The 26995-nt window shown below is 69.7% G+C and carries 27 protein-coding genes; 21 read left to right on the plus strand and 6 right to left on the minus strand.

Annotated elements, in window-relative coordinates; all coding sequences use genetic code 11:
- The first annotated feature begins 67 nt into the window (after positions 1 to 67).
- The 4 genes from apbC to ACOQFR_RS10745 are packed head-to-tail and all read left to right on the plus strand — an operon-like array spanning position 68 to position 3009.
- The gene (gene apbC / locus ACOQFR_RS10730; protein ID WP_421381701.1) at positions 68 to 1153 is read left to right on the plus strand and encodes an iron-sulfur cluster carrier protein ApbC; all 1086 of its coding nucleotides are present in this window, start codon (positions 68 to 70) and stop codon (positions 1151 to 1153) included.
- The gene (locus tag ACOQFR_RS10735) at positions 1153 to 1767 is read left to right on the plus strand and encodes a DUF1287 domain-containing protein (protein ID WP_421381703.1); all 615 of its coding nucleotides are present in this window, start codon (positions 1153 to 1155) and stop codon (positions 1765 to 1767) included. Before apbC ends, ACOQFR_RS10735 begins: the two co-directional genes overlap by 1 nt.
- Before the next feature lie 53 nt (positions 1768 to 1820).
- Positions 1821 to 2390 carry a dCTP deaminase gene (dcd, locus tag ACOQFR_RS10740; protein ID WP_421381705.1) on the plus strand — a complete coding sequence of 190 codons (570 nt, stop codon included), beginning with the start codon at positions 1821 to 1823 and terminating at the stop codon, positions 2388 to 2390.
- Positions 2391 to 2427: 37 nt separating this feature from the next.
- Positions 2428 to 3009, plus strand: coding sequence for a DUF4410 domain-containing protein (locus ACOQFR_RS10745; RefSeq protein WP_421381707.1), 582 nt, complete (start codon positions 2428 to 2430; stop codon positions 3007 to 3009).
- 4 nt (positions 3010 to 3013) lie between these two features.
- On the opposite strand, the gene ACOQFR_RS10750 is transcribed toward ACOQFR_RS10745, so the two are convergent.
- Entirely contained in the window at positions 3014 to 3439 is a 426-nt protein-coding gene (locus tag ACOQFR_RS10750) for an HIT domain-containing protein (protein ID WP_421381709.1), read from the minus strand.
- A gap of 2 nt (positions 3440 to 3441) precedes the next feature.
- On the minus strand, positions 3442 to 4104 hold the full coding sequence (locus ACOQFR_RS10755) for a dienelactone hydrolase family protein (RefSeq protein ID WP_421381711.1): 663 nt from the start codon (positions 4102 to 4104) through the stop codon (positions 3442 to 3444).
- A gap of 93 nt (positions 4105 to 4197) precedes the next feature.
- On the opposite strand from ACOQFR_RS10755, the gene rimO reads away from it, so the two are divergent.
- The 3 genes from rimO to ACOQFR_RS10770 are packed head-to-tail and all read left to right on the plus strand — an operon-like array spanning position 4198 to position 8115.
- Entirely contained in the window at positions 4198 to 5532 is a 1335-nt protein-coding gene (rimO, locus tag ACOQFR_RS10760; protein WP_421381713.1) for a 30S ribosomal protein S12 methylthiotransferase RimO, read from the plus strand.
- Positions 5533 to 5558: 26 nt separating this feature from the next.
- A complete protein-coding gene (locus ACOQFR_RS10765) occupies positions 5559 to 6209 on the plus strand; it encodes a hypothetical protein (protein WP_421381715.1) in 651 nt (216 codons plus the stop codon).
- A gap of 31 nt (positions 6210 to 6240) precedes the next feature.
- Positions 6241 to 8115 (plus strand): ABC transporter ATP-binding protein, encoded by a 1875-nt coding sequence (locus ACOQFR_RS10770; protein ID WP_421381717.1) that lies wholly within the window; start codon positions 6241 to 6243, stop codon positions 8113 to 8115.
- Between the two features lie 72 nt (positions 8116 to 8187).
- Here the strand turns inward: ACOQFR_RS10770 and greB are convergent, their stop codons facing one another.
- Together greB and ACOQFR_RS10780 are read right to left on the minus strand one after the other, a co-directional pair.
- On the minus strand, positions 8188 to 8688 hold the full coding sequence (gene greB / locus ACOQFR_RS10775; RefSeq protein WP_421381719.1) for a transcription elongation factor GreB: 501 nt from the start codon (positions 8686 to 8688) through the stop codon (positions 8188 to 8190).
- Between the two features lie 17 nt (positions 8689 to 8705).
- A complete protein-coding gene (locus ACOQFR_RS10780) occupies positions 8706 to 10223 on the minus strand; it encodes a helicase HerA-like domain-containing protein (RefSeq protein WP_421381721.1) in 1518 nt (505 codons plus the stop codon).
- A gap of 106 nt (positions 10224 to 10329) precedes the next feature.
- Here ACOQFR_RS10780 and ACOQFR_RS10785 point away from each other — a divergent pair, with 106 nt between their 5' ends.
- Positions 10330 to 11796, plus strand: coding sequence for a transglycosylase SLT domain-containing protein (locus ACOQFR_RS10785; RefSeq protein ID WP_421381723.1), 1467 nt, complete (start codon positions 10330 to 10332; stop codon positions 11794 to 11796).
- Between the two features lie 18 nt (positions 11797 to 11814).
- Here ACOQFR_RS10785 and ACOQFR_RS10790 read toward each other — a convergent pair whose 3' ends face one another.
- A complete protein-coding gene (locus ACOQFR_RS10790) occupies positions 11815 to 13845 on the minus strand; it encodes a 3-hydroxyacyl-CoA dehydrogenase NAD-binding domain-containing protein (protein ID WP_421381725.1) in 2031 nt (676 codons plus the stop codon).
- A gap of 149 nt (positions 13846 to 13994) precedes the next feature.
- Here ACOQFR_RS10790 and rpoE point away from each other — a divergent pair, with 149 nt between their 5' ends.
- The 11 genes from rpoE (at position 13995) to recO (ending at position 23575) form a co-directional block, all read left to right on the plus strand.
- The gene (gene rpoE, locus ACOQFR_RS10795; protein ID WP_421381727.1) at positions 13995 to 14591 is read left to right on the plus strand and encodes an RNA polymerase sigma factor RpoE; all 597 of its coding nucleotides are present in this window, start codon (positions 13995 to 13997) and stop codon (positions 14589 to 14591) included.
- Positions 14588 to 15235, plus strand: coding sequence for a sigma-E factor negative regulatory protein (locus ACOQFR_RS10800; protein ID WP_421381729.1), 648 nt, complete (start codon positions 14588 to 14590; stop codon positions 15233 to 15235). Before rpoE ends, ACOQFR_RS10800 begins: the two co-directional genes overlap by 4 nt.
- On the plus strand, positions 15235 to 16158 hold the full coding sequence (locus ACOQFR_RS10805; RefSeq protein ID WP_421381731.1) for a MucB/RseB C-terminal domain-containing protein: 924 nt from the start codon (positions 15235 to 15237) through the stop codon (positions 16156 to 16158). The genes ACOQFR_RS10800 and ACOQFR_RS10805 overlap by 1 nt, the downstream gene beginning before the upstream one ends.
- Positions 16151 to 16591, plus strand: a complete 441-nt coding sequence (locus ACOQFR_RS10810; protein ID WP_421381733.1) for a SoxR reducing system RseC family protein — start codon at positions 16151 to 16153, stop codon at positions 16589 to 16591. The genes ACOQFR_RS10805 and ACOQFR_RS10810 overlap by 8 nt, the downstream gene beginning before the upstream one ends.
- Before the next feature lie 6 nt (positions 16592 to 16597).
- A complete protein-coding gene (locus tag ACOQFR_RS10815) occupies positions 16598 to 18079 on the plus strand; it encodes a Do family serine endopeptidase (RefSeq protein WP_421381735.1) in 1482 nt (493 codons plus the stop codon).
- 121 nt (positions 18080 to 18200) lie between these two features.
- On the plus strand, positions 18201 to 19994 hold the full coding sequence (gene lepA, locus ACOQFR_RS10820; RefSeq protein ID WP_421381737.1) for a translation elongation factor 4: 1794 nt from the start codon (positions 18201 to 18203) through the stop codon (positions 19992 to 19994).
- Positions 19995 to 20027: 33 nt separating this feature from the next.
- Complete coding sequence (lepB, locus tag ACOQFR_RS10825) at positions 20028 to 20840, plus strand: signal peptidase I (protein ID WP_421383279.1); 813 nt, start codon at positions 20028 to 20030, stop codon at positions 20838 to 20840.
- 23 nt (positions 20841 to 20863) lie between these two features.
- Positions 20864 to 21253: a DUF4845 domain-containing protein gene (locus tag ACOQFR_RS10830; protein ID WP_421381739.1), complete on the plus strand. Its 390-nt coding sequence runs from the start codon at positions 20864 to 20866 to the stop codon at positions 21251 to 21253.
- Positions 21246 to 21902: a ribonuclease III gene (gene rnc / locus ACOQFR_RS10835; RefSeq protein ID WP_421381741.1), complete on the plus strand. Its 657-nt coding sequence runs from the start codon at positions 21246 to 21248 to the stop codon at positions 21900 to 21902. The genes ACOQFR_RS10830 and rnc overlap by 8 nt, the downstream gene beginning before the upstream one ends.
- On the plus strand, positions 21899 to 22810 hold the full coding sequence (era, locus tag ACOQFR_RS10840; RefSeq protein ID WP_421381743.1) for a GTPase Era: 912 nt from the start codon (positions 21899 to 21901) through the stop codon (positions 22808 to 22810). Before rnc ends, era begins: the two co-directional genes overlap by 4 nt.
- 51 nt (positions 22811 to 22861) lie before the next feature.
- Positions 22862 to 23575 carry a DNA repair protein RecO gene (gene recO, locus ACOQFR_RS10845; protein ID WP_421381745.1) on the plus strand — a complete coding sequence of 238 codons (714 nt, stop codon included), beginning with the start codon at positions 22862 to 22864 and terminating at the stop codon, positions 23573 to 23575.
- Here recO and ACOQFR_RS10850 read toward each other — a convergent pair.
- Complete coding sequence (locus tag ACOQFR_RS10850) at positions 23526 to 24248, minus strand: response regulator (RefSeq protein WP_421381747.1); 723 nt, start codon at positions 24246 to 24248, stop codon at positions 23526 to 23528. The two genes, recO and ACOQFR_RS10850, sit on opposite strands and share 50 nt — an antisense overlap.
- 59 nt (positions 24249 to 24307) lie before the next feature.
- Between ACOQFR_RS10850 and ACOQFR_RS10855 the strand changes: the two genes are divergently transcribed.
- Together ACOQFR_RS10855 and ACOQFR_RS10860 are read left to right on the plus strand one after the other, a co-directional pair.
- Positions 24308 to 26335, plus strand: coding sequence for a hypothetical protein (locus ACOQFR_RS10855; protein ID WP_421381749.1), 2028 nt, complete (start codon positions 24308 to 24310; stop codon positions 26333 to 26335).
- Positions 26336 to 26348: 13 nt separating this feature from the next.
- Positions 26349 to 26969 carry a YdbL family protein gene (locus ACOQFR_RS10860; protein ID WP_421381751.1) on the plus strand — a complete coding sequence of 207 codons (621 nt, stop codon included), beginning with the start codon at positions 26349 to 26351 and terminating at the stop codon, positions 26967 to 26969.
- Positions 26970 to 26995 lie beyond the last annotated feature (26 nt).

Raw genomic sequence — 26995 nt, forward strand, 5'->3', positions numbered from 1 at the left:
CCGGCCAAGCCCGCTCGGCGGCCGCCGACGGCCCGTGTAAACTATTGGCCGAACAGGAGTTTTAAGAATGTCCATGGATTCACAGGTACGCGCGGCGGTCTCCGCCCTGGCCGATCCCCACGCTGGCCAGACCCTGGGTGAGTCCGGCGCCGTGCGAGGGGTCGGGGTCGAGGGCACGGCGGTCGTGGTCGAAATACTGCTGGGCTACCCCGCCGCCGGCTGGCACGCCGCGCTCGAGGCACGGGTCCGCGAGGCCGTCCTGGCCGTGCCGGGGGTGGAGCGGGCGACGGTCTCGGTCGCGTCGCGCGTTCAGGCGCATCGCGTCCAGAAGGACCTGACCCCGCTGCCCCAGGTGAAGAACATCATCGCCGTGGCTTCGGGCAAGGGCGGGGTGGGCAAGTCCACCACCGCGGTCAACCTGGCCCTGGCGCTGCAGGCCGAGGGCGCCGTGGTCGGCGTGCTGGACGCCGACATTTACGGGCCCAGCATCCCCAAGATGCTCGGCTTGAGCGGCCGGCCCGACAGCCCGGACGGCAAGTCGATCGAGCCCAAGCGCAACCATGGCCTGCAGGCCATGTCGATCGGCCTGCTGATCGGCGAGGACACGCCGATGATCTGGCGCGGCCCGATGGTCACCCAGGCCCTGCAGCAGCTGCTCAACGACACCCGCTGGGAAGGCCTGGACTACCTGGTGATCGACCTGCCCCCGGGTACCGGCGACATCCAGCTCACCCTGGCCCAGCGCGTGCCCGTGTCGGGTGCGGTGATCGTGACCACGCCCCAGGACATCGCCACTCTGGACGCGCGCAAGGCGCTGCAGATGTTCGCCAAGGTGGACGTGCCGGTGCTGGGCATCGTCGAGAACATGGCCGTGCATGTCTGCACGAACTGCGGCCACAGTGAACACGTATTCGGCGCCGGCGGCGGCGAGCGCATGTCCGCGGAGTACGGGGTACCGCTGCTGGGCGCGCTGCCGTTGGACATCCGTATACGCGAGCAGGCCGATTCCGGCGTGCCCACGGTGGCCGCCGATCCGGAGTCGGCGCTGTCGCTGGCCTACCGCGACATCGCCCGGCGCACCGCCGCGCGGCTGTCGCTGCAGGCGCGCAACAAGGCCATCGCCTTCCCCAACATCGTGATCCAGAACACCTGATGGCGGCCCGGCTGGCCCGGCGGCTGGTGCTGGCGGCGCTGATGGGGGCGGGGCTGGTGGCGGCCACCCCTCCGGCGCCACCGGTGGTCACCCTGCTCGAGGCGGCCCACCGCCAGGTCGGGGTGACCCGGCTCTACGACGGGGCCTATGTCCGCCTGGCGTACCCGGGCGGCGACGTTCCGGCCGATCGTGGCGTCTGCACCGACGTGGTGATCCGGGCCCTGCGCGCCACCGGCCTGGACCTGCAGAAGGCGGTGCACGAGGACATGCGCGCAAACTTCGCCGCGTACCCGCGCAACTGGGGTCTGAGGCGCCCGGACCGGAACATCGACCATCGGCGCGTGCCGAACCTGGAGACCTGGTTCCGGCGCGCGGGCCACGCGTTGCCGGTGACCGCCGATGCGGCCGACTACCGGCCCGGCGACATCGTCAGCTGGCGCCTGCCGGGCGGGCTGCCGCACATCGGCGTGGTGTCGGACCGCAAGGTGCCGGGGGCGGACCGCTACCTGGTGGTGCACAACATCGGCCAGGGCGCCCGGGTCGAGGACGTGCTGCTGGCCTGGCCACCGGTGGGACACTTCCGGGTCTTCCGCGCGCCGCCGGCAACCCGCTGAGCGCCGGCTGCCGATAGAATCGCGGGCTTGAACGTCGCCACCGAGAGCCCCGAATGAGCATCAAGTCCGACAAGTGGATCCGCCGCATGGCCGAGGGCCAGGGCATGATCGAGCCCTTCGAGCCGGGCCAGGTCAAGCACGGCGCCGACGGCCACCGCATCGTCAGCTACGGCACTTCCAGCTATGGCTACGACGTGCGCTGCGCGCGCGAGTTCAAGATCTTCACCAACATCAACTCCACCATCGTGGATCCGAAGAATTTCGATCCCACCAGCTTCGTGGACGTGGTGTCGGACGTCTGCATCATCCCGCCCAATTCCTTCGCGCTGGCGCGCACGGTCGAGTTCTTCCGGATCCCGCGCGACACTCTCGTGGTCTGCCTGGGAAAGAGCACCTATGCGCGCTGCGGCATCATCGTCAACGTCACCCCGCTCGAGCCGGAGTGGGAAGGCCACGTGACCCTGGAATTCAGCAACACCACGCCGCTGCCGGCCAAGATCTATGCGGGCGAGGGCGTGGCCCAGATGCTGTTCTTCCAGTCCGACGAGGTCTGCGAAACCTCTTACAAGGACCGCGGCGGCAAATACCAGGGCCAGACCGGAGTAACCTTGCCCCGGACCTGACCGGCGCCGCGGCGGCGCCCCCCACCGGAGCCCCACCATGCCCCCTGTTCGCCTGCTCGTGCTGATCGCGCTGTCCCTGCTGGTGGGCTGCGGCTCGCTGGGTCGCCTGGAAAGCAGGAGCCCGGCGCGCGAGGCGCAGATCCGCGACTACGACCGGGTGATCGTCGCCGACTTCATCCCCAACGATTCGCGCCCGGCCAAGGACGAGGCGCAGCGGGCAGAACGTGCCGCGGAAATCGAAGCCGGCGCCAAGGCGTTCTCGGCCCGCATCGCCGAAGAAATCCGCGCCACGGGCGCCTTCCCGGAAGTGGCCCAGGCCAAGATGGTGAGTCCCGCGCTGCAGGTGCACGGCACGGTGGACCTGTGGGAGCCGGGCAACATCGCCGCGCGCGCCGTCACCGGCTTCGTGGGCAAGAGCGAATTCAGCGCCACCGTGATCATCTCCGACCTGGACTCGGGCCAGGAACTGGCGCGGCTGGTGGTGGACCGCAACAGCTGGCCGCTGCCGATCGGGGCCTCGACCACGATCGTGCAGACGGTGGATTTCTTCATGCACCAGGCCGCCAAGCGCGTCGCCGACGAGCTGGCGAAGAAGAAAGCCCCGCCGATGGTGGAGTAGGGCCTCAGCCGGCCGGCAAGGTCGGAAGGGTCTGGCGCAGGTCGGCCAACAGCTGCCCACGTGCCTCCGGGGAATACCGGGTCGCCGTGCCCGAGCCCCAGGCCGGACCCGGCCAGGCGGCATCGCCTTCCTGCCGCGCCAGCACGTGCACGTGCAGCTGTCGCACGATGTTGCCCAGCGCGCCGATGTTGAGCTTGTGCACCGGGCCCTGCGCGCGCAGCAGCTGGCCGGCCAGGTTGATCTCGGCCAGCAGCAGGCGCTGCTGAGCGCCATCGAGATCGATCCACTCCACCGCGCCCGCCACCCGCGGCACCAGCACCAGCCAGGGAAAGCGAGCATCGTCCATCAGGCGCAGCTGGGACAGCGGCCCGTCGGCCACCAGCACCGTGTCGGCCGCCAGCCGCGGGTCGAGCGCGAAGGAAGCCGCCATGCCTAGCGCAGGGCCTTCTGAAGGAAGGCCAGGGTGCGCGTGAGGGCCTGCTGGGCCACGTCGGCGTTGTAGTCGGCGCGCTGGTCACAGTTGAAGCCGTGGCCCGCGCCGGGCCAGACCTGGATGTCGGCCGCAGGCAGGGCTTCGCGGTGGCGTTCTACGTCCTCGGGCGGGATCAGCGGATCGTCCTGGCCGAAGTGCAGCAGCATCGGCGCCTTGGGGCGCTCCTTCAGCAAGGGCACGGTGCGGCCGCCGTAGTAGCTCACGCAGGGCAGGCCCAGCCGGGTATTGGCCAGGAAGGCGACGCTGCCGCCCCAGCAATAGCCCACCACGCCGACCTTGAATTCGGCTTCCAGGTAGTCGAAGGCCCCGCGTACGCCGTCGAGCGCGCCGTTGAAGCCCAGCTCCTCGACGATCTCGCGGCCGCGCTTCACGCCCGCCTCGTCGTAATCCAGGGTGGTGCCGGGGTGGACCAGGTCGAACAGGGCCGGGGCGATGGCCACGTAGCCGTAGTTGGCGAAGCGGTCGGCCACCTGGCGGATATGCGAGTTGAGCCCGAAGATTTCCTGCACCACGATCAGCGCACCCTTGGGCGTGACGTGCGGCTTGGCGTGCCAGGCGGAAATGCGCCCGTGGCGGGTGTTGATCGAGATGGTCTGGCCCATGGCGGTTCCCCCGTGCGGTCCCGGGCGCCAGCCTACACCGGCCCGGCCGGCGGGGAGCGCTATAATCCGCGCCCGCTTCCCCTACGGCCCGCCATGTCCGCCAGCCACCCCAAGGTGGGTTTCGTCAGCCTCGGCTGTCCGAAAGCCCTCGTAGACTCAGAACGCATTCTGACCCAGCTTCGGGTCGAGGGTTACGAGATCGTGCCCAGCTACGACGCCGCCGACGTGGTGGTGGTCAATACCTGCGGCTTCATCGACTCGGCCGTGACCGAAAGCCTGGACGCGATCGGCGAGGCGCTGGCCGAGAACGGCAAGGTCATCGTCACCGGCTGCCTGGGCAAGCGCCCCGAGCAGATCCGCGCGGCGCACCCCGACGTGCTGTCCATCAGCGGCCCGCAGGACTACGGCACGGTGATGAATGCGGTGCACGCCGCGCTGCCGCCGCGCCACGATCCGTTCGTGAACCTGCTGCCCGACTACGGGCTCAAGCTGACGCCCAAGCACTACGCGTACCTGAAGATTTCCGAAGGCTGCAACCACCGCTGCAGCTTCTGCATCATCCCGTCCATGCGCGGCGACCTGGTATCGCGCCCGGTGGACGAGGTGCTGCGCGAAGCCGAGAAGCTGGCCAGGGGCGGCGTGCGCGAGCTCCTGGTGATCTCGCAGGACACCAGCGCCTACGGCGTGGACCTGAAGTACGCGGAGCGCGAATGGCGCGGCAAGGCCTATGCCACCCGCATGAAGGGCCTGTGCGAAGGCCTGGCCGAGCTCGGCCTCTGGACGCGCCTGCACTACGTGTATCCGTATCCGCACGTGGACGACATCATTCCGCTGATGGCCGAGGGCAAGCTGCTGCCTTACCTTGACATCCCGTTCCAGCACGCCAGCCCGCGCATCCTGAAGCTGATGAAGCGCCCCGGCGCGGTCGACAAGACGCTCGAGCGCATCCAGCGCTGGCGGGCCATCTGCCCCGAGATCACGATCCGCAGCACCTTCATCGTCGGCTTCCCGGGCGAGACCGAGGAAGACTTCGAGCAGCTGCTGTCCTTCCTGGACCAGGCCGAGCTGGACCGCGTCGGCGCCTTCGCCTATTCGCCGGTGGACGGCGCCCAGGCCAATGCGCTGCCCGATGCGGTGCCCGAGGAGGTGAAGCAGGAGCGGCTGGCGCGCTTCATGGCGCTGCAGGCCGAGATCAGCACGGACAAGCTCGAGCGCAAGGTCGGCACTGTGCAGACGGTGCTGGTGGACGAGATCGACGGTGAACTGGCGATCGGGCGGTCGAAGGCCGACGCGCCGGAAATCGACGGGCTGGTGCAGATCCAGGACGGCGCGGCGGCCGGCCTCAAGCCTGGCGACTTCTGCGAAGTGCGCATCATGGGCAGCGACGAGCACGACCTGTTCGGACTGGTCGGCGACGAGGAAGACTGAGTAGGCATCCAAGGGGAGGCGGCGTCATGAAGATCGTCCTGCTGGCTGTCGTGCTGTTCGCCAACCCCGTGGGGGCGAAGGCGCCGGGTCCGGACGCACCCCCGGTGCTCGCCGCCATGACCGACGCCATGCTGCTGGACCGGCATCCCGCGGGCGCGGTGATCGAAACGCGCCTGGACGCCGATTTCAACGGCGATGGCCTGGTCGACACCGCCTACGTGGCCCGCGTGCCGGACGAGTGGCGCAAGCTGGCCGTGATGATGGGCTACGCCGAAGAGACCGACATGGGCCATGAGCCCGCCGGCGAGGCGGAGATGGATCCCTATCCGCTGGGCAGCGCCACCCTGAGCGTGAAGAAGGGCGTGTTGCTGGTGGAGGACCTGGCCGGCGGCACCAGCGCGACCGCCAGCACCTATCGTTACCGCTTTGATCCGGCGCAGCGGCGCATGCGCCTGATCGGCGACGACGTGGCCTATTACAGCCGCACGAACCAGCACGACAAGGTGGAGATCAGCACCAACCGCCTCACCGGTCAGCGCATACGCCAGGTCTTCAAGCTGGACGCCGATGGCTACGCGCCGCAGCCGCCGGTGAAGGAGGCGGTGCCGACCGCGCCGGTGTACATGGAGGATGCGCCCCTGCCCGACGTCACGCTGGGGCTTGGCGAGGCGGGTTAGTCTTCCCCGGGTGACTCATCCCGGACCCGACATGGCCCCCACGCCTTCCGCGACCAGATCCACCAAGCCGCCCAAGCCGAACCTTCGCGAACGCTTCGACGCGCTGCGCAACCTGCGCCCCTTCCTGGCCCAGATCTGGGCCACCAGCCGCCCGCTGACCCTGGCCACGCTGTCGCTGCGCCTGGTGCGCGCGCTGCTGCCGGTGGTGATGCTGTACGTGGGCAAGCTGATCATCGACGAGGCGCTGCGCCTGGTCGGCCTGCAGCCGGAGCTGGGCACGGTGCGCGAGTGGCTCGACAGCGGGCTGCTGACGCCAGTGCTGTGGCTGCTGGCGCTGGAGTTCGGCCTGGCCGTGCTGTCGGACGTGCTGGGACGGCTGGTGTCGCTGTTCGACTCGCTGCTGTCCGAGCTTTTCACCAACGCCACCAGCGTCCGCCTGATGGAACACGCGGCCACGCTGGACCTTGAGGATTTCGAGGACAGCGAACTGCAGGACCGCCTGGACCGCGCGCGCCGCCAGACCATGGGCCGCATGACCCTGATGAGCCAGCTGTTCGGACAGGCCCAGGACATGCTGACCATCATCGGCTTCGCCGCCGGCCTGATCGTGTACGCGCCCTGGCTGATCCTGCTGCTGGTGGTGGCCCTGGTGCCGGCGTTCCTGGGCGAGGCCCATTTCAACGCGCTCAACTACTCGCTCAACTTTTCCTGGACACCGGAGCGGCGCGAGCTGGAATACATCCGGCAGACCGGCGCCAGCGTCGAGACGGCCAAGGAAGTGAAGATCTTCGGCCTGCACGACTTCCTGATCGGGCGCTTCCGCGAACTGTCCCAGCGCTTCTACGCCGCCAACCGGACCCTGGCGATCCGCCGCGCCGGCTGGGGCAGCGTGCTCACCGCGCTGGGCACGCTGGGTTATTACGTGGCCTATGCCTACATCGCCTGGCGCACCGTGCGCGGCGAGTTCACCATCGGCGACCTGACCTTCCTGGCGGGCAGCTTCCGGAGGCTGCGCCAGCTGCTGGAAGGCCTGCTGGTGGGCTTCTCGCAGGTAGCGGGGCAGGCGCTGTACCTGGACGACCTGTTCTCCTTCTTCGAGATCGAGCCCGAGATCACCTCGCCGGCGTCGCCGCGTCCGTTCCCGATGCCGGTGCGCGAAGGCTTCGTGTTCGAGGACGTGGGTTTCCGCTATCCGGGCGCGGAACGCTGGGCGGTGCGGCGCCTTTCCTTCACGCTCAAGGCCGGCGAGGTGCTGGCGCTGGTGGGCGAAAACGGCGCCGGCAAGACCACCCTGGTGAAGCTGCTGGCGCGGCTGTACGACCCCGACGAGGGCCGCATCCTGCTCGATGGCCACGACCTGCGCGACTACGACCTGGACGTGCTGCGGCGGAACATTGGCGTGATCTTCCAGGACTTCGTGCGCTACCACCTCACCGCCGCCGAGAACATCGCGGTGGGCCGCATCGAGGCGCGCGACGACCGCGCCCGCATCGTCGAGGCCGCGCGCCGCAGCCTGGCCGACGAGGTGATCGCCAAGCTGCCCAAGGGCTACGACCAGGTGATCGGCAAGCGCTTCAAGTACGGCGTGGACCTGTCGGGCGGCGAATGGCAGAAGGTGGCCATCGCGCGCGCCTACATGCGCGAGTCGCAGCTGCTGATCCTGGACGAGCCGACGGCGGCGCTGGACGCCCGCTCGGAGTTCGAGGTCTTCCAGCGCTTCAAGGAGCTCAGCGACGGCAAGACCGCCGTCCTGATCTCGCACCGTTTCTCCAGCGTGCGCATGGCCGACCGCATCCTGGTGCTCAACCAGGGCCAGGTGGAGGCGGTGGGCACGCACGAGGAACTGCTGGCGCAGGACGGACGCTATGCGGAGCTGTTCGAGCTGCAGGCGGCAGGCTACCGGTGAGCGCTGTGCCCGGCGGGCCGCTGCACGGCGGGGCAACCAATTCGCCGCGTGCCACGGCGATGTCTCCGCCCCTCAGTCGTAGCTGACGGCCGCAACGACATAGCGCGCTGGTCCGGCCGGCAGCGCGACCTCGAACTCGTCGTCGACGCGCTTGCGCAGCGCCGCCCGCGCCAGCGGCGAGTCGATGCTGATCCAGCCGGCGCGCGCATCGGTTTCATCCGGGCCCACGATGCGGTACGTCGCCGACTCGCCGCTGTCGGCGTCCTCGACGGTGAAGCGCGCGCCGAAAAAGACCGCGCCAGGATCCGAGGGCCGGCCGTCGGCGACCTTCAGCACTTCCAGCCGCTTGCTCAGGTAACGCACGCGCCGGTCGATCTCGCCCAGCTGCTTCTTGCGGTAGGTGTATTCGGCGTTTTCGCTGCGGTCGCCCTCGGCCGCGGCCGCGGCGAGCGCCTTCACCACCTCGGGGCGGCGCAGGCGCCAAAGCTCATCGAGTTCGGCGCGCAGGCGGTCGAAGCCGGCGCGGGTGATCAGGGCGGTGGAGGCTTCGGACGGCGGACGCCAACGGGACATGGGTGTGCCGGCGCAGGTCAGCGCTTCTTGCCGCCGAGCAGGCTGCCCAGGATGCCGCGCAGGATCTGGCGGCCCAGGCCCGTGGCCACCGTGCGCGTGGCCGACTTGGCGGCGGCTTCCACCGCGCCCTGGCGGCGCTTCGTGCCCCACAGGAATTCGTCCATTTTCGACGGGGGCTTGGGCGCTTCCGCAGGCGCCGGTTTGCCCGCGCCGCCGCCATTGGCGGCCGGGCCGGTGCCACTCGCTTCGGGGGCCGCCGACTGCGCGGCGCGCGCGGCCAGCATTTCGGCGGCCGACTCGCGGTTCACGGCGGTGTCGTACTTGCCGCCCACCGGGCTGCGTGCGCGCACGGTAGCGCGCTCTTCCTGCGTGATCGCGCCCATTCGGCAGCGCGGCGGGCAGATCAGCGCGCGTTCGACCGGCATCGGAATGCCCTTGTCCAGCAGCATCGACACCAGGGCCTCGCCGACCGCGAGTTCGCCGATGGCCTTGGCCACGTCGATCTTCGGGTTCTGCACGAACGTCTCGGCGGCGGTGCGCACCGCCTTCTGGTCGCGCGGCGTATAGGCGCGCAGCGCGTGCTGCGCGCGGTTGCCCAGCTGGCCCAGCACCTCGTCGGGGATGTCGTCGGGGTTCTGCGAGCAGAAGTACACGCCCACGCCCTTGGAACGGATCAGCCGCACCACCTGCTCCACGCGCTGGCGCAGCGCGGGCGGGCAGTCGTTGAACAGCAGGTGCGCCTCGTCGAAGAAGAACACCAGCTTGGGCACGTCCAGGTCGCCCACCTCGGGCAGAGTCTCGAACAGTTCCGACAGCAGCCACAGCAGGAAGCTGGAATACAGGCGCGGGCGCAGTATCAGCTGCTCGGCCGCGAGCAGGTTGATCACGCCCCGGCCGGACATGTCCTGGCGCATCAGGTCGGAAAGCTGCAGGGCCGGCTCGCCAAAGAACTGCTCGCCGCCGTCCTGCTCCAGCCGCAGCAGTGCGCGCTGGATCGCCGCCACCGACTGCGGGCTGACCAGGCCGTACTCCTTTGAAATGGCGGACTTGTTCTCGGCCACGAAGCTGAGCAGGGCGCGCAGGTCGTCCAGGTCCAGCAGCAGCAGGCCCTGGTCGTCGGCCAGCTTGAAGGCGATGTCCATCACGCCCGACTGGATTTCATTGAGCTCGAGCATGCGCGACATCAACGGCGGCCCGACCTCGGACACGGTGGTGCGCACCGGGTGGCCCAGCTTGCCGTAGAGATCCCAGAACACGACCGGGCTGGCTTCCTGGGTGTAACCGTCGATGCCGATCTGCTGCACGCGCGCGGCGAGCTTGTCGCTGGGTACACCGGGCACCGCGAGACCCGCGATGTCGCCCTTCACGTCGGCCATGAACACCGGCACGCCCAGACGCGAGAAACCTTCGGCCATCACCATCAGCGTCACCGACTTGCCGGTGCCGGTGGCGCCGGCGACGAGGCCGTGGCGATTGCCGTACTTGCCCAGCAGGCGCACGGGCAGCTCGCCCTTGCCGATCAGGATGTCGCTCATCTTGCTCCGCTCCGTGGCGTGTCGGTGTGCTGCGATTCTAGCCCGCGGCTTGCCGGGCTGGCGTTGCGGCCGCTAGGCTGCGCCCCTGTCGTCCGGAACCCTGCCCATGCGCGTGCGCCCCCTGTTCGTCCTGATCCTGCCGCTGCTGGCCCTGCTGGCCCTGCTGGCCGCGTCGCCGGCCGAGGCCCGGCGCCCCTCGGCCAAGGTGCAGAAGCTCTATGACACGCTGGCCGCGTCCACCGAGCAGTACCGCGCCGGCGTGGCCCAACTGCGCAAGGGCGAGACGGCGCCGGGGCGCGAGGCCATCCGCCAGGCCTCGGGCCAGCTGCTGGATGCGGCGCGCCGTTGCGGCGCCACCCGCGGCTGCGACAGCGCGCGCTTCCTCGCGGCCTACGACGCCCTGGTGCAGCAGGGCGCGGATCTCGCCGCCGGCGGCGAAGGCTTCGGCGCCGCGGAAGCCGGGATAGGGGGCAGCGCCCAGCAATCGGGCGTGCTCGGCGCGATGCCCGAGGCAGGGCGCTCGATCAGCCTGCTCAAGGGCCGCGACCTGCGCGAGATCATCGAACTCAACGAGCCGGTGAAGGCCGCGATGGCCGAGTGGCTGACCTGGATGCGGCCCAGCCTGATCACCAGCTGGGAGAACTACCAGCAGATGCGCTTCCTGATGTGGCCCGAGTACGAGAAGGCCGGGCTGCCCGAAGCCCTGCTGTTCGGCATCCTGGCCAAGGAGTCCAATGGCCGCGTGCATGCGGTATCGCGCGCGGGCGCGGCGGGCCCGATGCAGTTCATGCCGGCCACCGGCGCGCGCTTCGGCCTGGGCTGGCGCGACGGCTTCGACACTCGCTACGACCCGCAGCTGGCGGCGCGTGCGAGCGTGCTCTACTTCAACGAGCGCTTTGCCGAGCTCAACAACGACCTGGAATTCGCGGTGGCCGCCTACAACGGCGGCGAAGGCCGCGCGCTGCGCCTCAAGCGCGCCTCGGGCGACAAGGATTTCTGGGATCCCGAGGTGTACGCCCAGCTGCCGCCGGAAACCCGCGACTACGTGCCCTACGTGCTGGCGGCGGCCTGGCTGTTCCTGCACCCGGAGCAGTACGGGCTGGAGTTCCCGAAGGTGGACGGCGCGGCGACCGTGATCAAGCTGGCGGCGCCGGCGTCCATCTACCAGCTTTCGATCTGCCTGGGCGGGCCGCGCGACGGCTACTTCCGCCCCCTGCGCAACCTCAATCCGCGCTACGAGCCGCATTTCCTGATCCCGGCGGGTACCGAACTGCGCGTGCCCGTGGCGGTGCCGCCGCTGTACCAGGCCTCGTGCCTGACCGGTCCGCGCGCCGAAGCCGCGGTGGCGCTGATGGCCGCCAGCAAGCCGACGGTGCCGGCCACGGCCACGCGACCGCCGGCATCGCGCGCGGTGGCGGCACGCAGCTACCGGGTGAAGTCGGGCGACACGCTGAGCAGCATCGCCCGCCGGAATGATTGCGCCAGCCCCGAAGCGCTGGCGCGCGCCAACGGCCTGCGCTCGCCCTACGTGTTGCGCACCGGCCAGCAGCTCAAGCTCACCGGCTGCGGCTGAGCGGAGCCGCGCCGCGGATCAGAGCTTGTCCCAGCCCGCGCGCGGCTTGAAGCGGCCGCCGTAGCGCGTGGCCAGCACTTCCAGCCGCGCCACCAGCTTGTCGTCGCCGACCGCCTTGATGTGCTGGATCGGGCCGCCGCGGAAGGGCGCGAAACCGGTGCCGAAGATCACGCCGGCGTCGAGCAGGTCGGCGTCCGACACCACGCCGTCGTTGAGGCAGGACACGGCTTCGTTGAGCAGCGGCAGGATCAGGCGGTCCTCCAGATCCTCGGGCGCCTGGTAGTCCTTGGGCACCTCGGGCTTGACCGCCTTGCCGTTCTCCCACTTGTACAGGCCCTGGCCGTCCTTCTTGCCGCGCCGGGCTTCCTCGACCTTGAAGGCCTCGGGCAGGGCCTGGCCATGGAAGTCGGCCATGATCCGGCCCACGCTGGCGGCGACATCCAGGCCCACGGTGTCCACCAGTTCGATCGGGCCCATCGGCATGCCGAACTTCAGCGCCGCCTTGTCGATCACCGGTCCCGGGATGCCTTCGGAGAACGCGATGATGGCTTCCTGCATGTAGGGCGCCAGGATGCGGTTCACCAGGAAGCCGGGTGTGCCGGCGACGGGCACCGGCAGCTTGTCGATGGCCTTGCAGAAGGCCGCCAGGCGCCGCTCGGTCTCGGCGTCCAGGCCGTCGTGGCGCACGATTTCCACCAGTGGCATCAGCGCCACCGGATTGAAGTAGTGCAGGCCGGCGAAGCGCGCCGGATCCCGGCGGCCTTCGCGCAGCTGGGTCAGCGGAATCGAGGAGGTATTCGAAACCAGGATCGCGCCGGGCTTGAGCGTTTCCTCCACCTTGGCGAACAGCGCCTGCTTGGCCTCGAGGTTCTCGAAGATGGCTTCGATCACCAGGTCGGCCCGGGCCACGCCCGCGCCCTCGACGTCGGCCACCAGGCGCGCCTGGGTGGCCTCGCGCTTGGCGGGGTCCTTCACCTTTTTCTCGAACAGCGCCCGGGCGCGGTCCATTGCCGGCTGCACGAACTTCATCTCGCGGTCCTGCAGCGTGACGTCGAAGCCCCGCAGCGCGCACCAGGCGGCGATGTCGCCGCCCATCACGCCGGCGCCGATCACGTGCACGTGGGTGATGCCATGGTCCTTGCCGCCCAGGCCCTTGAGCCGGTCCATCAGGAAGAACACGCGCACCAGGTTGTGCGCGGTCGGGGTACCGGCCAGCTTCACGACCGACTTCGCCTCGGCCTTGAGGGCCGCATGTACCGGCAGGCCGCCGCTGCGGCGCCAGGTGTCGATCAGGGCGAACGGCGCCGGGTAGTGTTCCTTGCGCGCCTTGCGGGCGGTGGCCTTGGTGATCTGCGGCGCCAGCAGCGCGCGGCCCAGGCCGGTGTTGGTGGCCCAGGCGGTGAAGCGCTGCTTGAACGGCCGCGTGGTGCCGCGCTGGGCCAGCTTCACGGCCTCGTCCAGCAGCAGCGCGGGCTCGACCACCTTGTCCACCAGGCCCATCGCGCGGGCCGAGGACGCGGACAGCGAACGCCCGGTCAGCATCAGGTCCATCGCGGCCGGTGCACCCAGCAGGCGCGGTGCGCGCACGCTTCCGCCCCAGCCCGGATAGATGCCCAGCTTGATCTCGGGCAGGCCGATGCGGGTGGACTCGCTGTTGCTGGCGATGCGGTAGCGGCAGGCCAGCGCGATCTCGGTGCCGCCGCCCATGCAGTGGCCGTGGATCGCGGCCACGGTGGGGCAGCGCAGTTCGGCCAGCTTCTGGAACACCAGCTGGCCGCGGCGGATCCAGTCCTCGACCAGGCCCTTGGCGGCGATTTCCTCGAAGCTCTTGATGTCGGCGCCGGGGATGAAGCCGGCCTTCTTGCCCGAGATGATGACGATGCCCTTGGGCAGTTCCAGGGCGATGCGCTCGATCATGGCCTCGAGCTCGTCTAGCACGGCGCGCGACAGCGCATTGACGCCCTGGTCGGCGCGATCCAGGGTCAGCACCAGGATGCCGTCGGGGCGGCGGTCGGCCTGCCAATGGGCGAGGCGAAGTCCGTCGAACATGGCGGTCTCCATACGAAGGGGTAGGGTGGGAGCACGTATCATCGGGGCAGGACCCCGGGGGGTCAACGCCGGGGCGGGCGCCCGGGGAACTTCCCGGGGCCGGCGATGTCCATGAATCGGCCCGGATGGCCGCAGGAGCAGCGGCCCGGATGGGCGACGACAATCAACTGGACCTGGCCCTCGTCAAGCGTGTTCAGGCTGGCGACAACTCGGCGTTCGACCTGCTGGTGCGCAAGTACCAGCACCGGATCGGCGCGGTGGTGTATCGCTTCGTGCCCGACCATGCCGAATGCCAGGACATCACCCAGGAGGCCTTCATCCGTGCCTATCGGGCGCTGGCGAACTTCCGCGGCGATGCGCAGTTCTATACCTGGCTCTACCGGATCGCCGTGAACACCGCCAAGAACCACCTCGTCGCCACCAAACGCCGGCCACCCCTGGCCGACATCGCCGCCGAGGATGCCGAACACCACGCCGGCGCCGGGCGCATGCACGACAACGACACGCCCGAGCACCAGCTGCTGCGCCAGGAAATCGAACAGACGGTCACCGACACCGTGGCCGGCCTGCCCGAGGAACTGCGCCAGGCCATCACCCTGCGCGAGGTGGATGGCCTGAGCTACGAGGAAATCGCCGCGCTGATGCAATGCCCGATCGGCACGGTGCGCTCGCGCATCTTCCGCGCCCGGGAAGCCATCGATCAGAAGCTGCGCCCCCTGATGGACCACGAACGAGTGCGACCATGACCCCGATTCCGCCCGACCTGCTGCAAGATCTCTGCGCCTGGATGGACGGCGAGCTGCCCGAGCCGCAGGCCCGTTTCCTCCAGCGCCGTCTCGAGCACGACCCGGAGCTTCGCGGCCAGTGGGAGCGATGGCAGCTGGCGTCGGCCTGCCTGCGCGGCCAGCCCGTGCGGCCCATGCCCGCCGCGCTCGCCCCCGCCATCGCGGCGGCCATCGCCGGCGAACGGGTGGCCGCGCCGGGTGCCAGGCGCTGGCCTTGGCTGGCCGGCGCGGCCGCCGCCGTGTTCGCCGCGGCGCTGCTGCCGGGCCTGCTGGCCGAGGCGCCGGGTCCGGGCCTTGCGCCCTCGCCGGAACTGGCTGCACAGCCTGGTGTGCCCGTGTTCGAAGCCAGTCCGATGCCGCCGGCACCCTCGACGCCGGTGGACGCGGCCACCTCGGTGCGGGATTTTCCCCTGGCCGAAGTCGCGGGCGGCAAGCCCTGGCCGCGCTCCCCGCTCGCGCCCGACGGGCGTTCGATGGAGGCCTACCTGGTCCGCCACAACGCACTGATGGCCGAAGATGGACTGGGCGGCTTCATGCCTTACGTCGACGTGGTCGCGCATGCGACCGACGAGGCCTCTGGAAGCCAGGAAAACGCGGAGCAGTGATGCGCCTTTTGCTGGTGCTGTTGCTGGGACTGGCCGGGCCACTGCAGGCCGCGGTCACGGCCGAGGCGTGGCTGGCGCGGATCGGTCCGGCGCTGCGCAGCGTCGATTACCACGGCACCCTGGTCTATGCCGCGGGTGGGCGGATGGAAACCCTGCGCGTTTTCCACCGTGTGGATGGCGGGCGCGAACGCGAGCGCCTGGTCGCGCTCAGCGGGCCGCCGCGCGAAGTGATCCGCGACGGCGACAAGGTGATGTGCATCGGTACCGGCATCCAGCCCGTTTCCTACGACCTTCGGCAGGCGGGCCGCTGGAGTGAGGCCCTGGCCGTCTCCGAGGCGGTGCGCCGCCAGGGTTACCGCGCCCGGCTGGCGGGCGAGGGACGCATTGCCGGCCATGCCGCGCAGATCGTGGACGTTGCGGCCAGCGACGGCTGGCGCTACGGCTATCGGCTCTGGATCGAACGCGAGACCGGCCTGCCGCTGCGCGTCGACCTGCTGGATGACGACCGTCGATCGATCGAGCAGGTGGCCTTTACCGACATCCACCTGGGCGTGGCTCCGGCCGAAGCGGACCTGCGTCCCTCGTCGGGGGTCAGCCTGAGCCCCGTGGTGGCGCTGCCGCGTCCCGATCGCGCCGCGCCGCAGTGGCGGGTGCGTTTGATGCCCGCCGGTTTCGAGCTGCGCGCCGTGCGGCATCTGCCCGAGGGCGTGCAGCTGCTCTACAGCGATGGCCTGGCCAGCGTGTCGGTGTACGTCGAGCCCGCGGCGGCCGGCCTGCGCGGCAGCTCGTCCTCCCGCCGCGGTGCGGTGAACATCCGCTCGTACTGGATCGATGGCTGGCAGGTGCTGGCGATCGGCAAGGTGCCGGCCGCGACCGTGGACCGCTTCGCGCGCAACCTGCGCCGGGTCGATGCGGATGGCTGAGCGCCAGGTCCTGGTGCAGGCGGTGACGCCGGAAGGCCTGCGCCTGCGGCTGCTCGGATCGGCCTGTGCGGGTTGCCAGGGCGGATGCGGCGGGCGCTGCAGCCTTTTCGCCACCGGCGCCGATGGCGACCTGCTGCTGCCTTGTCCGCCGGGTGCCGTCCCGCGCGTGGGCGACCAGCTCCGCCTGCGCATCGACGACGTGCAGCTGCGCCGCAGCGCTTGGCGGGGCTATGGCCTGGCCTGGCTGGGGCTGGTGGCCGGCGCCGCCGTCGGCCACGGTTTCGGACTGTTGTGGCCGGCGGCGTCGAACCTGCTGACCCTGGCTGGCCTGGCCGCGGGAACTTTCCTGGCCGTGCTTTCATCCAAGCGCCACCTGCCCGAGCCCAGTCTGGTGCCCGGGACTGAACATTCGCCTCCCCCTACGCATGAGTGACCGACCATGACCCCGACGTTTCGACATGCCCTTTTCCTTGCCCTGCTGCTGGGCGGTCCGCTTGCCCAGGCGCAGGCACCCGCGGTCGCTGCGCCAGCGAGCGCGCCGATCGTCAACCTGCCGGACTTCACCCGGCTGGTGGAGCGCGCCGGCCCGGCGGTGGTCAACATCGAAGCCAGCGCCAAGGGCGAAGAAGAAGCGCTGGCCCAGCAGGGGCGGCGTCCGCCCGGCAGCCAGGACGTGCCCGATGACGTTCCCGAATTCTTCAAGCGCTTCTTCGAAGCGCCGGGCCAGGGCGGTCCGCCGGGACCGATGCCGCGCGGCGGCGTGTCGCAGGGCACCGGGTTCATCATTTCGGCCGACGGCTATGTGCTCACCAACCACCACGTGGTGGCGGGCGCCGATGACATCGTGGTGCGCCTGGCCGACAGCAACGAACTCACCGCGCGGCTGATCGGCAGTGACCCGCTGTCGGACGTGGCCCTGCTCAAGGTCGAGGGCCAGGGCCTGCCGGTGCTGAAGATCGCCGACTCGCGCAGCCTCAAGCCCGGACAGTGGGTGCTGGCGATCGGCTCGCCGTTCGGCTTCGAGCATTCGGTCACCGCCGGCATCGTCAGCGGCGTCGGCCGGCGCTCGCTCGATCCCAGCCAGCAGTACGTGCCCTTCATCCAGACCGACGTGGCGATCAACCGCGGCAATTCCGGCGGCCCGTTGCTCAACACCAGCGGCGAAGTGGTGGGCATCAACTCGCAAATCTTCTCCAACTCCGGTGGCTACATGGGCGTGAGCTTCGCCATTCCGATCGAGGTGGCGATGAACGCCGTGCGCCAGCTGCGCGAGACCGGGCGCGTGGTTCGCGGCCAGCTCGGCGTGCGCATCCAGGACGTGGGCCGCGAGCGCATGGCCGAGCTGGGCCTGGCCCGCCCGATCGGCGCCTTCGTGGACTCGGTCGAAAATGGCAGCGCCGCTGCCCGCGCCGGGCTGCGTCCGGGCGACGTGATCACGGCCATCAACGGCCGCGAGATCGTCCGCTCCGCCGAACTGCCGCCCCTGGTCGGCGCCATGCCCCCGGGCAGCCGCGTCAGCCTGGGCCTGCTGCGCAACGGCAAGCCGCTGGACGTAGTGGTGACCCTGTCGGCGCTGGATGCGGCGGTGGCGTCCGGCCCGGACGCGTCGCCGGCCAAGACGCTGCCGGCCCCGGCGGCCGGCAATCCGCTGGGCGTGGTGGTGGAGTCGCTGGATGCCCCCGCGCGCCAGGCCCTGGGCCTGGCCGAGGGCGAGGGCGTGCTGGTTTCGCGGGTCGCGGGCCTGGCGGCGCGCCGGGCCGGGCTGGCCCCGGGCGACGTGGTCCTGCAGGTGGGCCGGACGTCCGTGGGCACCGTGGCCCAGTTCGAAGGCGCCGTGAAGGGCCTCAAGCCGGGCGACGAGGTCCGCCTGCTGGTCCGCAACACCCGCAGCACGGGCTTTGTCACCTTCGTCCTGCGCTGAGGTGGCCGGAGCGGCCGCGGGGTTCCCCTCCTGGGGGCCTGCGGCCGTGGTCCGGGCCGGGGCAGGGGCGCTGTGCGATAATCGACCGTTTACAGCATCGAAACGGCAGCCAGCGTCCCCCATGCAGCACATCCGCAATTTCTCAATCATCGCCCACGTGGACCACGGCAAATCCACCCTGGCCGATCGCATCATCCAGATCTGCGGTGGCCTGCAGGCGCGCGAGATGGAAGCGCAGGTGCTCGACTCGAATCCGATCGAACGCGAGCGCGGCATCACCATCAAGGCCCAGTCCGTGTCGCTGCCCTACACGGCGAAGGACGGCATCACCTACCAGCTCAACTTCATCGACACGCCCGGCCACGTGGACTTCAGCTACGAGGTCAGCCGGTCGCTGGCCGCCTGCGAGGGCGCGCTGCTGGTCGTGGACGCGGCCCAGGGCGTGGAAGCGCAGTCGGTCGCCAACTGCTACACCGCCGTCGAGCAGGGCCTTGAAGTGGTGCCGGTGCTGAACAAGATCGACCTGCCCACCGCCGACATCGAGAAGGTGAAGAAGGAGATCGAGGCGGTGATCGGCATCGACGCCGACGACGCGGTGGCGATCAGTGCCAAGACCGGCCTGAACGTCATCGACGTGCTCGAGGCCATCGTTCAGCGCATCCCTGCGCCGAAGGACCGGGGCAGCGACAAGCTGCAGGCGCTGATCATCGATTCCTGGTTCGACAACTACCTGGGCGTGGTGTCGCTGGTGCGCGTGATGCAGGGCGAGATCAAGCCCGGCGACAAGATGCTGGTGATGTCCACGGGCCGCACCCACCTGGTGGACAAGGTCGGCGTGTTCACCCCCAAGCGCAAGGAGCTGGCCAAGCTCGGCGCGGGCGAGGTGGGCTGGATCAACGCGTCCATCAAGGACGTGCACGGCGCGCCCGTGGGCGACACGCTGACGCTGGCCAACGATCCGGCGCCGGGTCCGCTGCCGGGCTTCCAGGAAATGCAGCCGCGCGTGTTCGCCGGCCTGTTCCCGGTGGACGCCGAGGACTACCCCGCGCTGCGCGAGGCGCTGGAGAAGCTCAAGCTCAACGACGCCGCGCTGCGCTTCGAGCCGGAAAGCTCCGAAGCCATGGGCTTCGGCTTCCGCTGCGGCTTCCTGGGCATGCTGCACATGGAAATCGTGCAGGAACGGCTGGAGCGCGAATACGACCTCAACCTGATCACCACCGCGCCGACGGTGGTGTACGAAGTGCTGATGAACGACGGCAGCACCATGGCGCTGGACAACCCGGCCAAGCTGCCGCCGCCGACCAAGGTCAGCGAGATCCGCGAGCCGATCATCCGCGCCAACATCCTCACGCCGCCCGACTACGTGGGCAACGTGATCAAGCTGTGCGAGGAGAAGCGCGGCCGCCAGGTGTCCATCACCTACATGGCCTCGCAGGTGCAGATCAGCTACGAGCTGCCGATGGCCGAGGTGGTGTTGGATTTCTTCGACCGCCTCAAGTCGGTGTCGCGCGGCTACGCTTCGCTCGACTACCACTTCGAGCGCTTCGAGGCGGGCCCGTTCGTGCTGGTGGACACCCTGATCAACGGCGACAAGGTGGACGCGCTTTCGTCCATCGTGCACCGCAGCCACGCCGACCGCCGCGGCCGCGACATCTGCGAGAAGATGCGTGAGCTGATCCCTCGGCAGATGTTCGACGTGGCCATCCAGGCGGCGATCGGCTCGCAGATCATCTCGCGCTCCACCGTCAAGGCGATGCGCAAGAACGTGCTGGCCAAGTGCTACGGCGGCGACGCCACGCGCAAGAAGAAGCTGCTGGAGAAGCAGAAAGAGGGCAAGAAGCGCATGAAGCAGGTGGGCCGGGTGGAGATCCCGCAGGAGGCCTTCCTTGCCGTGCTCCAGGTCGACAACAAGTAAGCGGCCCCCGCCGCAGGGAAACCACGCGTGAAAATTGATCTCGCCCTGATCCTCACCGTCGCCGCCGCCATCACCGGCGCCATCTGGCTGCTCGACAGCCTGCTGTTCGCCCGCAAGCGCCGACTGATGCTGGCCGAAGGCGAGGAGGTGGCCGAGCCGGTGATCGTGGAATACGCCAAGTCGCTGTTCCCGGTGATCTTCCTGGTGCTGGGCCTGCGCAGCTTCGTCGCCGAGCCCTTCCGCATCCCGTCCAACTCGATGATGCCGACCCTGCTCGACGGCGACTTCATCCTGGTCAACAAGTTCGGCTACGGCCTGCGGCTGCCGGTGGCCAACACCAAGGTGCTGGACCTGGGCGCGCCCCGGCGCGGCGACGTGGTGGTGTTCCGCTACCCCGGCAACGGCCCGGACGATCCCACCGCCGGCGCCGATTACATCAAGCGCGTCGTCGGCCTGCCCGGCGACCGGATCACGTTCCGGGACCAGACCCTGTATCTCAACGACCAGCCGGTGTCCAAGCGCCCGGTCGGCGTCTACGTGGGCAGCGGGGAAGGCCGGGAAATGACCGGCGCCACGTTGTTCGAGGTGGACCTGGACGGTCGGAGACACCAGAGCCTGGAGCTGTTCAAGCAGGGCGACCCGCGCGCCGAGGACAGCTGGGTGGTGCCCGAGGGCCACTATTTCATGATGGGCGACAACCGCGACCGCAGCGAGGACAGCCGCTACTGGGGCTTCGTGCCGGAGCAGAACCTGGTCGGCAAGGCGTTCGTGATCTGGCTCAACTGCGACGGCTGGTTCTGCAGCGGGGCGTTTGACTACACCCGGATTGGCGATACCATTCGCTGAACGGGCAACCTTGGGGAAAGGGCATGGCAAGCAAGCAGAAAGGCATCACCTTGATGAGCTTCGTGGTTGTCCTGGTGGTCGTGGGCTTCTTCGCCCTGATCGCCATGAAGCTGTTCCCGATGTACAGCGAATTCCACAACCTCAAGGGCACCATGGACGAGTTCGCCCTGCAGCCCAACGCAGCCAGCTACACCCCGGCCCAGCTGCAGGCCGACTTTGATCGCCGGTTCAATATTGCCTACGTCGAGTCGGTGGACTCCCGCAAGCACCTCAAGATCGTCCGCAACCCGGGCGGACGGGGCAGCCAGCTGGTTGTCTCCTACGAAGTCCGCAAGCCGCTGATCGCCAACCTTGATGTGGTGGGCAAGTTTGATTACGCGGTCGACCTCACCGGCGCGAGTTCGGGTGGCTGATCGCATCACGCACCCGTTCCAAAACCCCGAGCTGCTGCAGCAGGCCCTCCGGCACCGCAGCGCCGGGGCGCCCCACAACGAACGACTGGAGTTCCTGGGCGACGCGCTGGTGAACCTGGTGGTCGCAGAAGCGTTGCACCAGCGCTGGCCCAAGGCCGACGAAGGCACGCTCACCCGCGCCCGCGCCAGCCTGGTGCGGGAATCGGCACTGGCCGAACTTGCCCGGCGCCTGGAGCTCGGTGCGCGGATCGAACTGGGCCCTGGCGAACTCAAGAGCGGTGGCCACCGTCGCGATTCGATCCTGGCCGATGCGCTCGAGGCCGTGGTGGCCGCGATCCACCTCGATGCCGGTTTCGAAGCCTGCCGGCGCGTGGTATTGCCCTGGTTCGAGGCGATGATCGCCGAGCTGCCCGAAGGCAAGGCCGACAAGGATCCCAAGACCCGGCTGCAGGAATGGCTGCAGGGACGGCAATTGCCACGCCCCAGCTACCGGCTGGTGGACACCCGCGGCGACGACCATGCCCGTATCTTCCAGGTGAGCTGCGAGACCAGCGAACCTGCGCTGGCCGAACAGGCCGAAGCCAGCTCGCTGCGCGTGGCCGAACAGCTCGCCGCCGAACGCCTGCTGGCCAGACTGGAGAAGAAGTGAACACGCCCCCCTCGACCGGCCCGGCGTTCCGCGCCGGCACCATCGCCGTGCTCGGGCGCCCCAACGTCGGCAAGTCGACGCTGGTCAACGCCCTGGTCGGCGCCAAGATCAGCATCGTTTCGCCCCGGCCGCAGACCACGCGGCACCGCCTCCTGGGCATCGCCACGTTCCCCGACGGCCAGCTGATGCTGGTGGACACGCCCGGCATCCACGGCGCCCAGAAGCGCGCGATGAACCGCATGATGAACCGGGCCGCACGCGGCGCCGTCGAGGGTGTCGACGCGGCGCTGCTGGTGATCGAGGCCGGCCGCTGGGAAGAGGACGATGCGCTGGCCTACCAGGCCCTGAAGGCCTCCGGCGTGCCCTGCGTGCTGGTGATCAACAAGGTGGACAAGGTGCCCGACAAGGGCAAGCTGCTGCCCTTCATCGCCGAGGTGACGCGCGAGCGCGAGTTCAGCGCGGTGTACCCGCTGTCGGCGCTGAAGAAGAAGGGACTGGACGGCCTGGTCAAGACGCTGCTGGCGCTGATGCCGGAATCGGAAGCGCACTACGCCGAGGACGAGATCACCGACCGCAGCGAACGTTTCCTGGCCGGCGAACTGGTGCGCGAGCAGCTGATGCTGCGCCTGGGCGAAGAGCTGCCGTACTCGACCACGGTCGAGATCGAGAAGTTCGAACTCGACGGCGAGATGCTTCGGATCGCCGCGGTGGTCTGGGTCGAGCGCGAGGGCCAGAAGCCGATCGTGATCGGCAAGGGCGGCACGCGCCTGAAGGCCATCAGCACCGGTGCCCGCCTGGGCATGGAAGGCCTGTTCGGCCGCAAGGTGTTCCTGGAGACCTGGTGCCGCGTGCGTGAGGGCTGGTCGGATGACGAGGCGGCGCTGCGCCGCTTCGGTTACTCGGACTGACATGGCCGGATCTTCCCGCCGGCGCCCGGCAACACGACGCTGCTGAGCGCCGTGCGCGTCCAGGGACAGCCCGCCTACGTGCTGCATGCGCGCCCCTGGCGCGAAACCAGCCTGATCGTCGAACTGCTTACGCCCGACCATGGACGCGTGGCCGTGGTCGCGCGCGGCGTGCAGGGCGCCAAGCGCCACCTGCTGCGGGCTGCGCTGCAGCCGCTGCAGTACCTGCGCGTGGATTTCCTGCCGCGCGGCGAGCTGGCGCGCCTGCTGCAGGCCGAGGCCCAGGATGCCGCACCGCAGCTGCAGGGCGAGGCGATGATGGCCGCCTTCTACGTCAATGAGCTGCTGCTGCGGCTGCTGCCGCGGCAGGATGCCGCGCCCGCGCTTTTCGACCGCTACGGTGAGCTGCGCCAATCGCTGGCGTCGGCGGAGCCGCTGTCCTGGACCCTGCGTCGTTTCGAGCGCGACCTGCTGGACCTGCTGGGCTACGGCCTGCCCTGGGACGAGGAGGGCGAGGGCGAGCGCCTGGATCCCGCCGGACGCTACCGGCTCGATCCCGAACGGGGACCCGTGCGCGACCGCGCGCACGACGCCGGCTCGACCAGCGGCGCCGCGCTGCTGGCGTTGGCCGAGGATCGCCTGCCGCCACCGGAACAACTGATGGAACTGCGCGGCGCGCTGCGCGGCGTGCTGCAGAGCCATCTGGGTCCGCAGAAGCTCAAGTCGTGGGGCTTGCTGTCCGAACTGGCGCGACTGCGGCCGGAGTAGGCGGCGGCGCCACCAGCAAGGCCTCGACATCGGCCTGGAACCGCGCCAGCGCCGTGGCGGCGCGCGGCGCCGCGGCCAGCGCGCGCACCGCCTCGGCCAGGGCGGCCGCGCCGACAAAGCCGCAGCTGGCCTTGAGGCGGTGCAGCAGGGCCTGCAGTCCGGCCAGATCGTCCGACGCGACCGCGTGAAGGGCGGCATCGCGCTGACCCGGCAGCTCCTGCAGGAACAACTGGCGCAGCGCCTGCACCGACGCGGGCTGCCCGCCCAGGGCCAGCAGCGCCGCCTCGTCGTCCCACGCTGCCCGCACGCCGCACGGAACCTGCAGATGCCGTTGAACCGCCGCCTGCAGGCTGCGGCTGCCGATCGGCTTGGACAACACTTCGGCGAAACCCGCGCGCGCCAGGCGCTGCAGCTCCACGGGGTCCTCGCTGGCCGTCAGGGCCAGCGCCGGCGTGGTCCATCCGCGCGCGCGCAGCTCCGGCAGCAGGTCGGCCGCGTGGCCATCGGGCAGCCGGGCGTCGAACAGCCACAGCCCCAGGCTGTCGTCGACCAGCCTGCGCGCGGTGGCCAGGTCGCCGGCCCATTGCACCTGCAGACCCAGCGGCGCCAGCGCCTGGTCCAGGAAGGCAGCGCTGACGGCGTCGTCCTCGAGCAGCAGCACCCGCGAATTCATCGTGCGTCCATGGGAAGGGGACATACCATCGTGTCGTGCAGAACCACTATGCTCGCAGCATGCGGCGACCCTTCTCCAGCGGCAAGGCCCTGCTCCTGTGCCTGGCGCTGCTGCCGGGTGCGCCCTTGCAGGCGCGTACGCTCCACGTCGAAGTGGACCGCGTGGGCGCCGGCGTGGGCACGATGCAAGACGTGCGCTTGAAGCTTGCCTGGCCCGACGGCGCGGCCACCGGCGAACTCGAAATGCGGGTCGCGCAGCTGGATTTTCCCCTGCTTTCCTATCGTGCCCGGGAGCTGGTGTGGCGGTGCCCGCTGCGTCGCGGAAGCGGGGGCGAGTGGCGCTGCGATGGTCCCGTGTCCGCCGCCGGCGCCGCCGCGCAAACGCTGGCCCTGTCGATCGCGCCGACCGCGACCCGGGCCGAACTCGCACTCGGCAAGCGTCGGATTGCCTACACGAGCCAGGCCTCTTCTCCGGACCTCTCGCGCATCGACCTGAACGCCGTTCCGGTGGCCTGGCTCAAGGCGTACCTGGCCGGCCTGTGGGCCGAAGGCCAGTGGACTCAGGGCCAGTTGTCGGGCCGCATCGACGTGATCGCCCCGCAGTCCGGTCCGTTCGAAGTCCGCACCGACCTGCAGCTTGACGATATCGGCCTCGAAACGCCGGACGGCTGGCTGGCCGCTGCCGGCCTGTCCACGCGGCTTCGGCTGGACTATCGCGAGCAGGGTACGCGCACGCGCGTGCAGGCCAGGCTGGACACCCGCACCGGCGAATTCCTCGCGCAGGGACTTTATGTGCCGCTCCCCTCCACGCCGGTGCAGCTGCAGGTGACCGCCGAACAGGACGGCGCGGGTCCCTGGCGACTGCCGGAGCTGAGCTGGCTGGACGGCCAGGTGCTGCGCGTGCAGGGGCAGGCGGCACTCACCCCTGACCTCGATCTGGCCGAGTTGAAGCTGGACATGAAGCTGGGCGACCTGGCCGTGGCCCGGGATCGCTACCTCAGCGGATTCCTGGCGCCCGCCGGCTTCGGCGACCTGGTGCTGAGCGGACAGGCCCGCGCGTCCCTGCAGTTGGCCGGTGGCGAACTGGCCGCGATGGCCCTGGACCTGGCGCAGGTCAATGCCGTTGATCCGAAGCAGCGCTTCACGCTGGCGGGCGTTCAGGGCGACCTGCGCTGGACCGCGGCCCCGGCACCCGTGGCAGGTCGGCTGGGCTGGCAAAGCGGTGCGCTCTACGGCATCGGCCTGGGTCCGGCCGAACTGGATTTCGAGAGCCGCGACGGCGAGCTGCGTCTGCAGCAGCCCGAGGCCATCGCCGTACTCGGCGGCAAGCTCAGCCTCGACCAGCTGCGCTGGCAGGCTCCGGCAGGCGGGCAGGGTACGCGTTTCCAGCTCGGCGCCACCCTGGATGGGCTCGACCTGGGCAGCCTCTCGCAGCGCCTGGGTTGGCCGGCCTTTACCGGCTCGCTGTCGGGACGTATCCCGGCGGCGCGCTACGAGAACGGCGTGCTGACGCTTGATGGCGGTCTGGCCATGCAGGTGTTCGGTGGCCAGGTGGCGCTGTCGGAGCTGGTGATGGAGCGCCCCTTCGGTGTCGCGCCGACGCTGTCGGCCGACATCCGGATTCAGGACCTCGACCTGGAGCCGCTGACGGCCGCGTTCGAATTCGGATCCATCACCGGCCGGCTGGACGGGCGCATCGCCGGCCTGCGCATGGTCGACTGGTCGCCGGTGGCCTTCGATGCACGCCTGGAATCGGACCCGGACTGGAAAGGCAAGCGCCGCATCAGCCAGCGGGCGGTGGAGGACATCTCCAAGGTCGGCGGCGCCGGGCTGGTCGCGGGCCTGCAGACCCAGGTGCTGAAGTTCTTCGACGACTTCGGCTACGCGCGCCTGGGCCTGGCCTGCCGGTTGCGCGACAACGTCTGCGCAATGGACGGGGTGGGTTCAGCGGGCGACGGCTATACCATCGTCGAAGGCGCCGGGCTGCCGCGGATCCAGGTGGTCGGCTTCCGTCGCCAGGTGGATTGGCCTACCTTGCTCGAGCGCCTCACCGCCGCCACGCAGGGCCAGTCACCGGTCATCGAATAACCAGGAGCCAAAGATGGGCAAGTTGAAATCGCGTTTCGTGTTCCCCTCGCTCCTGGCCAGCGGCCTGCTGGTGCTGGGCGCCTGCGTCACCATCAATGTCTACTTCCCCGCGGCCGAAGCCCAGGAAGCGGCGGAGGAGTTCGTCGAGAAGGTGATCGGCGAGGACCTCACGCCGGCGCCGCAGGGCGGCGAGCCCCAGGCCTGGCACCCGGCACCGCCCGCGCGCGAGGAAGGCTTCAGCCTGCTCTCGCTGGTCATCGGCACCGCGCACGCGCAGAGCGCTGACATCACTATCCGTACGCCGGCCATCCAGGCCATCCAAGACCGCATGTCGGCGCGCTTCCAGTCCAGCCTGCAGCCGCATTTCGACAGCGGCGCGCTCGGCTTCGGCAAGGACGGCCGGGTGGTGCTTCGCGATGCCGCCAAGGTGGGCCTGAAGGACCGCGTGGCGGTCACCCAGCTGGTGGCCGAGGAGAACCGCGACCGCGATGCCGTCTACCGCGAGATCGCCGTGGCCAACGGCCACCCGGAATGGGAAGCCCAGATCCGTGAGACCTTCGCCAAGCAGTGGGTCGCCAGTGCCCGCGCGGGCTGGTGGTACCAGGCCAGCGACGGCAGCTGGAAGCAGAAATAGCCCGGCCGCCTGGCAGGACCAGGCGG

The organism is Arenimonas sp. MALMAid1274, assembly GCF_049195245.1.
Classification (GTDB): Bacteria; Pseudomonadota; Gammaproteobacteria; order Xanthomonadales; family Xanthomonadaceae; genus Arenimonas.